Below are 7,515 nucleotides of genomic sequence, written 5' to 3'. Positions count from 1 at the left end.
GGCCGGGGGGGGGGGGGGGGGGGGGGGGGGGGGGGGGGGGGGGGGGGGGGGGGGGGGGGGGCGGCCCCCCCCCCCCCCCCCCCCCCCCCCCCCCCCGCCCCGGCGCCGGGTGCCACCGGTGCCTCGCGACACCGACGGCACCCGGGCGCTGTCAGGAGCAGGTCCTCAGGAGCAGGTCCTCAGGAGCAGGCCTTGTAGAAGCGGGACCAGCCGTTGCCGGGCATGGACGGCGGCTCGGCCGGGGTGCCCCAGTCGCCGTACTTCCGCTCGTGCTCGGCGTTGTAGGCGCCCGGGCCGCTGCCCGGCTGCGACAGGCGCACGTTCCGCTCGAGCACCCCGTCACCGGCGTTGCTGAGCAGCGCGAGGTCCGGGTACGCGTCGCCGCCGTAGTCGGCGACGCGGAGCTGCTTGACCTCGGCGGCCTTGCCGATGTCCAGGTGGCGCGGGTGGGCGGACTTCAGGCCGGTCCGCTTGAGGGGGCCGGGACGGTACTCCGCGACACGCGCCGTGGCGGGGTCGTCCCCACCGGACGGCTTGACGATGTTGACGACCATGTCCAGGGTGCCGTCGTTCCGGAAGTCGGCGACCGCCGCGGTCGCGACCTCGCCCGTCCGCGCGCCGAGCAGCTTGCTCACCGTGTGCTTCGCGCCGAACGAGCCGTCGGCGGCGCCCCACTGCACCGTCATCTTCGCCCCGGTGTGCCCGGGGTTGCTGATCCTGTCCGGGCGGCCGTCGCCGTCGAGATCGCCGACCAGCGTCGTGGCACCGGCCAGGCAGGCGGCCGCCGCCCGGGCCGTCCCCGAGGTACCGTCCCCCGAGGTACCGGAGGACGTCGCTCCGGCCTGGTGGGCGCCGATGGTCAGGGTCAGGGCGACGGCCGCGACCGGCGCGGCGATCAGACGTGCACGCTGACGAAACATCTGCCGAACTCCTCTGTCCGTACTGCTGAGCCGTGCTCCCGGACCTGGCCCGTCCCCGCCCCACGCGGCTCTGGCCGCGCCCTGGGCCCACGGGGACTTCCGATGAGCACGGTCCGAGCATGTGGGACGACCCGACACCTACGCCACGAATGCCGCCCAATTGGGGACACTGGAACGCACACGCACACCCTGACCTGCACAAACGCAACCCACCTGGAACGCACAGCTGGGACGCGCACCGCCCGGCCCACCCCGTCCGCCCCCTGTGTCCGGCCCCCGGTACCCGTGTGCCGGGCGGTTCCGGCTCCGCCTCCCGGAGGGCATGATGGCGGAGCGCACCGTGAGTCGGGTGGTGGTCGGGCAGATCGGGGGTTGGGTCCGTGATGAGGCGCCGTACGGTGATCAAAGCCGCGGGAGCGGGCACGCTGGCGAGCGGGCTGCCCACAGCCGCTTCAGCCGCATCCGCCACAGCCGCCTCCGCCTCGGCCGCATCCGCACCCGCTTCAGCCACAGTCACCTCGGCCGCCTCCGCTTCGGTCACCCCCGCCCCGGCCGCCGAGGGCGCGCGCCGGGCGGCGGGGGCCGACGTGCTGGTGGTGGTGGAGAAGAGCAGCCACGCGGTGAGCTTCTACGAGACGGGGGCGGGGCGGCGGGTGGGGACGGTTCCGCTGCCGGACTATCCGCACGAGATGGTGGTCGACGCGCGTCGGCGGTTCGCCTACGTCGGGCACTACGGTGTGCGCATGTCCTCCAGCGCGGGCGAGGGAGGCGCCGCTGTCTTCGTCATCGACCTCGTCGAGCGCTCCCTGGTCCGGACCATCGACACGCGGCCGTTCCGCCGCATCCACGGCATGGGCATCGACCGCGAGGACCGGCTGTACGCCCTGAGCGAGGACAGGGCGGTCCTGCTCGGCTTCGACGCCCCGGCCACCGACGAGGCACCGGTGCGGGCGGTGCCCACGCACGGGGTGAAGACCCACCTGTTCGCCCTCAGCCGCGACGGCGAGCGCGCCTATGTGACCGGCCTGCTGTCCCACACGGTGAGCCTCGTGCGCCCGTACGACGCCGCGGTCCCCCCGCTCCTGGTCACGCCCGGCCAACTGCCGGAGAGCAGCACCCTCAGCCGGGACGAGAAGACCCTGTTCGTCGGGGCCCGCAGGAGCTCCACGCTGGTCGCCGTCGACGCGCGGACCATGAAGGTGCGGCGCGAGGCGGCGACGGGAGGGGACCCGCTGCGGGTCTACACCCTCGACGACGAGCGGCTCCTCGTGACGGACATCGCCGCCCGCACCCTGACCGTCTGGAGCACCGGCCTGCGGCCGATCCGCTCCCTCGCGCTCGACGGCACGCCCGCCGCCGTGTCGCTCCACCCGAGCGAGCCGCTGGCGTACGTCTCCCTGCTCGGCACCGACCGGGTCGCCGTCGTCGACCTGGACCGGTTCGCCGTGGTCGGCGGCTTCGCCACGCAGCGCGAACCGGACGCGTCGGCGCTGCTGCCCGCGCGTGCCTGAGGCGCCGGGGACGACCCCTCAGCGCAGTGCCCAGACGGCGACACCGGCGGCGACGAACAGCAGGCAGATGACGGCGTTGGTCCGCTTGTAGGCCACCAGAAGGGCGGCGAACTCACGGATCGTGGCGTTCGGCCAGAAGTACCGGGCCGTGGGCGCGCCCACCACCTGACCCCGGATGCCGAGCCGCCGGGCGGTGAGCGCGGCGCGGAAGGCGTGGTAGTTGTTCGTGACGACGACGCACCGGTAGCCGGGGGTCCCCCTCTCCATGATCGCCTTGCTGTAGCGGAGGTTCTCCTCCGTCGTCGTCGACTTGTCCTCCCGCTCGATCAGCTCCCCGGGGAAGCCGCGGTCCGTCAGGTAGTCCGCCATCGCGTGGGACTCCGGCAGGTCCTCGTCGGGCCCCTGCCCGCCCGAGGTGATGAGGACGGGGGAGTGGCCGCGCCGGGTGAGCCCCGTGTGCACCTCCCGGGCCCGGTCGAGGCGGCCGGCCAGCAGCGGCGGCACCTTCGACCCGCCGCTCAGGCCCGAGCCCAGCACGACCACGTAGTCGGCCTTGCGGCGCACCTGGAGCCGCCCGTACAGGAACGCGTACGTGAGGAGGCTCAGGAACAGGAACGAGAGGTAGCAGGCGAGACCCAGGGCGGCGGCGCCCACGCCGAGCATGATGGGTGTCCGTACCACCGCCGCCGCGATCAGCAGGGCGATCAGCGCGACGACGCACAGCGCGGCCATGAGCGAGAGCAGATTGGCGGGGCTCCTGCCCTCCTTGCGCAGCATGCGCAGGCCGTTGGAGAACAGCAGCCCGGTCAGCAGCAGGATGCCCAGACCGCCCACCGCGAGCAGCACACCGGCGACGACCGTCCCCGACACCGTGCCGGACCTGATCAGCTGGAAGAGCCACGCGACGAGCGCGCACAGGGCGGTCAGCCCCAGGAGCACCGCGTTGCTGAACCGCCTGCGCTCGCGCAGCACACGCCAGCACAGGACCAGGAAGAGCACGGCCGCCGGCGCGTACATCCACCACTCCGCGACGGAGGCGGCCGACGCCGTGGTGTGCTCGGCCACGGCCGTCAGCCCGGAGGCGCGGGGGTTCCGCGGGTACTCCTGCGTACCGAAGGCGTGGGGCGCCGTCGCCTGAGGGGCGGCGCACGGGATGCGGGAAACGAGCGGCATGCCCTCCCGCTGCCCAGCACACTCGGAATCATGAGCGCACGGTCGTGGTGGGAAGAGCTCGCCGAGGGGCGCCGGTCGTTCGAGCGCGCCGTGGTGATGCTCCTGACGACGGCGTACCCCGGCCTGCGGGCGATCGAGGGAGCCGGCGGCGACCGCGGCGAGGACGCCGTCCTGCGGCTCCCCGGCGGCCGCCGGCACGTGTTCCAGGTGAAGGACTTCACCGGCCGGCTCACCCCCGGGCGGCGCACGCAGATCGCGCACTCCCTGCGGCGCGCGGCCGAGGGCAGCCCCGACCGCTGGACCCTCGTCGCCCCCCTCACCCTCACCCAGGCCGAGTGGGACTGGTTCGACCGGCTGGGCGGAACATACCCGTTCCCGGTGGAGTGCCACGACCTCACCTGGCTGGACACCACGGCCGCGCACCACCCCGGCGTCCAGGCCCTGTTCGGCCACCGCCGGTGCGCCCAGGCCCCCCCGGGCGGTGCCCCCGGCGCTGACGCCCTGGCCCCGCGTCGCGGACACCGGCCCGGCCGACGCCGGACTCGCCGTGGACGAGCACGGTGCCGTCCCCGGCTACGTGGCCCGGGACGCCGACCCCGGCGTACGGGCCCGGGTGCGCGCGGCGGGCGTCCACGGGGGCGGGCTGCTCCTCGTCGGCGACTCCGCCGCGGGCAAGACCCGCACCCTCTACGAGGCGCTGCGCGCGGAGCTGCCCGGCCACCGCTTCGTCCGGCCCGCGCACCCCCACGACGTCCCCGCACTCGTGGCGGGCATCGCCGCGGCGGCCGAGCCGTGCGTGCTGTGGCTCGACGAACTCGACCCATGGCTGGAGGACGGCAGCTGCCTCACGGCCCCCGCGCTCACCGAGCTGCGCCGGGCCGGGGCCGCCGTCCTGGCCACCCTCGACGCCGCGGCGTACACCCACCGGCGCGGCGCCGAGGTGCTCCGCCGGCTGCCGCACCTCCTGCTCGACCGGCGCTGGAGCCCGGCCGAGCGGAGCCGGGCCGCCGCCTCGCCCGACCGGCGCGTGGCGCGCGCGGCCCGCGCCGACCCGGCCCTCGGTGTCGCCGAGTGCCTCGCCGCAGGACCCTGGCTCTGGCGGGAGCTGCGGCTGGCCGACCGGGCCGGGGGCCGGCCGCGGGGCGCGGCGCTCACCCGGGCGGGCATCGACCTCGTCCGGGCCGGACTCGACAGCCCGCTGCCCGCCGCGCTGCTCCTCGACGCCCACCGGCCCTACCTCGCCGACAGCGGCGGCGACGTACTGCGCCCGGAGCCCGCCGCCGACGCGCTGGCCTGGGCGGGCACCGCCCGGTGCGGCGTCAGCGGCATGCTGCTGCCCGCGGGCGGGGATGCTTGGCGGGCCCACCCCGAACTGGCCGCGGCGGCGGACGACGAGGGCCTGCCCGTCCACCCGTTCACCTGGTTCCAGGCCCTGGGCGCGGCCCGCGACCTGGACGCCATGTTCACCGTCGCGCTCAACGCCACCCGCCACGCCCCCTCCATCGGCGCGTGCCTGTGGCGTGCCCTCGCCGACGCCGGGGTCACCCGGGCCGCCAACAACCTCGGGGTGGTCCTGGCCGACCTGGGCCGCCACGAGGAGGCCGAGCGGGTCTACCGCACACAGGCGGACCCCGAGGACGCCGCCGTCCTGCTCAACCTCGGCAACCTGCTGAGCGCGACCGGCCGCCACGACGAGGCCGTACGGGCGTACACCGCGTCCGGTACGCGCGGCGAGGCGAAGGCCTGGAACAACCGCGGACTGCTCCACCGCGACCGGGGCGAGACCGCCGCCGCCGAGGTGTGCCTGCGCAGCGCCGCCCTGGCGGGGGCCGCCGACGCCGAGTACAACCTCGGGGTGCTCCTCGCGGACCTCGGCCGCGCCGACGAGGCCATGGCGGCCTACGCGCGGGCGTACGCCGCGGGTGACGCCGACGGCCTCACCAACTGGGGCCTGCTGCTGTGCGAGGAGGGCCGGTGGAGCGAGGCCGAGCCGCTGCTCCTGCGGGCCGTCGCGGCCGGGAGCGGGAAGGCGATGTTCTGCCTCGCCCACGCGGCCAGGTCCGCCGGGGACCCGTACCGCGCGGCGTACTGGTACCGGAGGTGCGTCGACGCGGGCGACCTCCGGGCCTGCTTCAACCTGGCGAACCTGCACCGCGACGAGGGCCGGCCGGACCTCGCCGAGCCGCTGTACCGGCGGGCGGCCGACGGCGGCGTCGCCGGCGCCCTGCTCAACCTCGGCCTCCTCCTCGCCCGGCAGGAGCGCCTCGCCGAGGCCGAGCCCCTGCTCCGCCGGTCGGCCGGTCACGGACACCGCGGGGCCCTGTTCCACCTCGGGGACGTCCTGCGCCGCACCGGCCGGCGGGACGAGGCCGCCGCGCACTGGAAGGCGGCCGCCGAGGCGGGCGACACCGACGCCGCGATCGGACTCGCCACGCTGCTCACCGACCCGGCCGACCGCCCCTGCCTCCGCGGCGTACTGCGCCGGGCCGCGGAGGCCGGTGATCCGGACGCCGCACTCCTGCTGTCGGTCCTGGCGACGGAGCCCGTAACGGAGCCCGTAACGGAGTGAGGAGAGGACCCGCCGGGACTTTTTTCGATTTCCCGCAGATTCATGCGCATGGATCAGTGATCGAGGGGCAGACGCACGGCACACCCCCCCGGCGGGGGAGGGGGTGCGAGGAACCGCCGAGTGAGTCGAGTGAAAGGTGACAGGTGTGGCTGCCGCGACGGGTGCCGTATCCGAGGTTCAGACGCCGCTGACGCACGGGGGGACGGACGGTGAACTGCCGCACATCGAACAGCCCCTGTCCGTGGAGCCCCGCAACGCACGCGTGCTGTCCCGGCAGTTCTTCGACCGCCTGGCCGTGCTCGAGGAGGGCACGCACGAATACCAGTACGTGCGGAACACGCTGATCGAGCTGAACCTCTCCCTGGTCCGCTACGCGGCCTCCCGCTACCGCAACCGCGGCGACGACCGGGAGGACGTCGTCCAGGTCGGCACGATCGGTCTGATCAAGGCCATCGACCGCTTCGACCTCTCGCGCGAGGTGGAGTTCACCACCTTCGCCGTCCCCTACATCGTCGGCGAGATCAAGCGGTTCTTCCGCGACACGAGCTGGGCCGTGCACGTGCCGCGCCGCCTCCAGGAGGCGCGCATCGAGCTGGTCAAGGCGACCGAGGAACTCTCCAGCCGCCTCGACCGCGAGCCCACCGTCGCCGAGCTCGCGGAGCTGATGTCCCTCCCCGAGGAGGAGGTCCGCGAGGCCCGCAAGGCGGCCAACGCCTACACGTCGGCGTCTCTCGACACCACCCTGCTCACCGGCTCCGGCGACGAGAACGAGGCCGTCCTCGCCGACTTCATCGGCGTGGAGGACGCCGGGTACGAGCGCGTGGAGGACTTCAACAGCCTGGCGCCGCTGATCGGCGAGCTCTCGCAGCGCGACCGGGAGATCGTCCACATGCGCTTCGTGGAGGAGCTGACGCAGGCGCAGATCGGCGAGCGGATCGGCGTGTCCCAGATGCAGGTGTCCCGCCTGCTGAACCGCATCCTCAAGCGGCTCCGCGCCGGACTGCTCCCCGAAGCGGCCTGATCCCCGGCCCTGCCGCACGGTCTTCCCCGGCAGCGGCTCGGATCCCGGCCCCCCGCCGTACGACCTTCTCCGGCAGCGGCCCCGACCCCGGGGCCGCTGCCGGACGGCTCCCTCCCCGAGCTGCCCGGGCCTTGCCGGGCGGCTCCCCCCCCGAGCGGCCCGGCACCGGGCCCCGGCCCTCGGCCGCGCCACAGCCCGCGGGGGCGGCGACACGTTCCCCCCCCCCCCGGGGTGGGCGCGGTCCCGCCCCCGGCGCCGGGCCAGTCCCCCGCGTCCCGCCCCCCCCCCCTCGCGGGGCCCCCCCGGCGCCCGCCCCGCCCC

Annotated in this window: 5 protein-coding genes; 3 read left to right on the top strand and 2 right to left on the bottom strand. The window is 75.3% G+C overall.

The genetic code is table 11. The features are described from left to right. Positions 1-179: 179 nt before the first annotated feature. Positions 180-920 (bottom strand): VCBS repeat-containing protein, encoded by a 741-nt coding sequence (locus tag QK440_RS40275; protein ID WP_282798230.1) that lies wholly within the window; start codon positions 918-920, stop codon positions 180-182. A 587-nt stretch (positions 921-1,507) separates the two neighbouring features. On the opposite strand from QK440_RS40275, the gene QK440_RS40270 reads away from it, so the two are divergent. Beyond that, entirely contained in the window at positions 1,508-2,431 is a 924-nt protein-coding gene (locus QK440_RS40270; protein WP_282798229.1) for a YncE family protein, read from the top strand. A gap of 18 nt (positions 2,432-2,449) precedes the next feature. On the opposite strand, the gene QK440_RS40265 is transcribed toward QK440_RS40270, so the two are convergent. Then, positions 2,450-3,448: a YdcF family protein gene (locus tag QK440_RS40265; protein WP_282798232.1), complete on the bottom strand. Its 999-nt coding sequence runs from the start codon at positions 3,446-3,448 to the stop codon at positions 2,450-2,452. Positions 3,449-4,085: 637 nt separating this feature from the next. Here QK440_RS40265 and QK440_RS40260 point away from each other — a divergent pair. Together QK440_RS40260 and QK440_RS40255 are read left to right on the top strand one after the other, a co-directional pair. Then, complete coding sequence (locus QK440_RS40260) at positions 4,086-6,173, top strand: tetratricopeptide repeat protein (RefSeq protein WP_282798228.1); 2,088 nt, start codon at positions 4,086-4,088, stop codon at positions 6,171-6,173. Between the two features lie 187 nt (positions 6,174-6,360). After that, complete coding sequence (locus QK440_RS40255) at positions 6,361-7,194, top strand: RNA polymerase sigma factor SigF (protein WP_282798231.1); 834 nt, start codon at positions 6,361-6,363, stop codon at positions 7,192-7,194. Positions 7,195-7,515 lie beyond the last annotated feature (321 nt).

It is taken from the genome of Streptomyces sp. CC224B (assembly GCF_030010595.1).
GTDB lineage: Bacteria > Actinomycetota > Actinomycetes > Streptomycetales > Streptomycetaceae > Streptomyces > Streptomyces longispororuber.
Note: the sequence above shows the minus strand (reverse complement) of the source record. Positions and strands in the feature narration are given on the sequence as shown.

What these genes read in the sequence shown, in the direction of transcription:
- QK440_RS40275 (WP_282798230.1), bottom strand. Translation starts at nt 920, where the DNA reads ATGTTTCGTCAGCGTGCACGTCTGATCGCCGCGCCGGTCGCGGCCGTC.
- QK440_RS40265 (WP_282798232.1), bottom strand. Translation starts at nt 3,448, where the DNA reads ATGTACGCGCCGGCGGCCGTGCTCTTCCTGGTCCTGTGCTGGCGTGTG.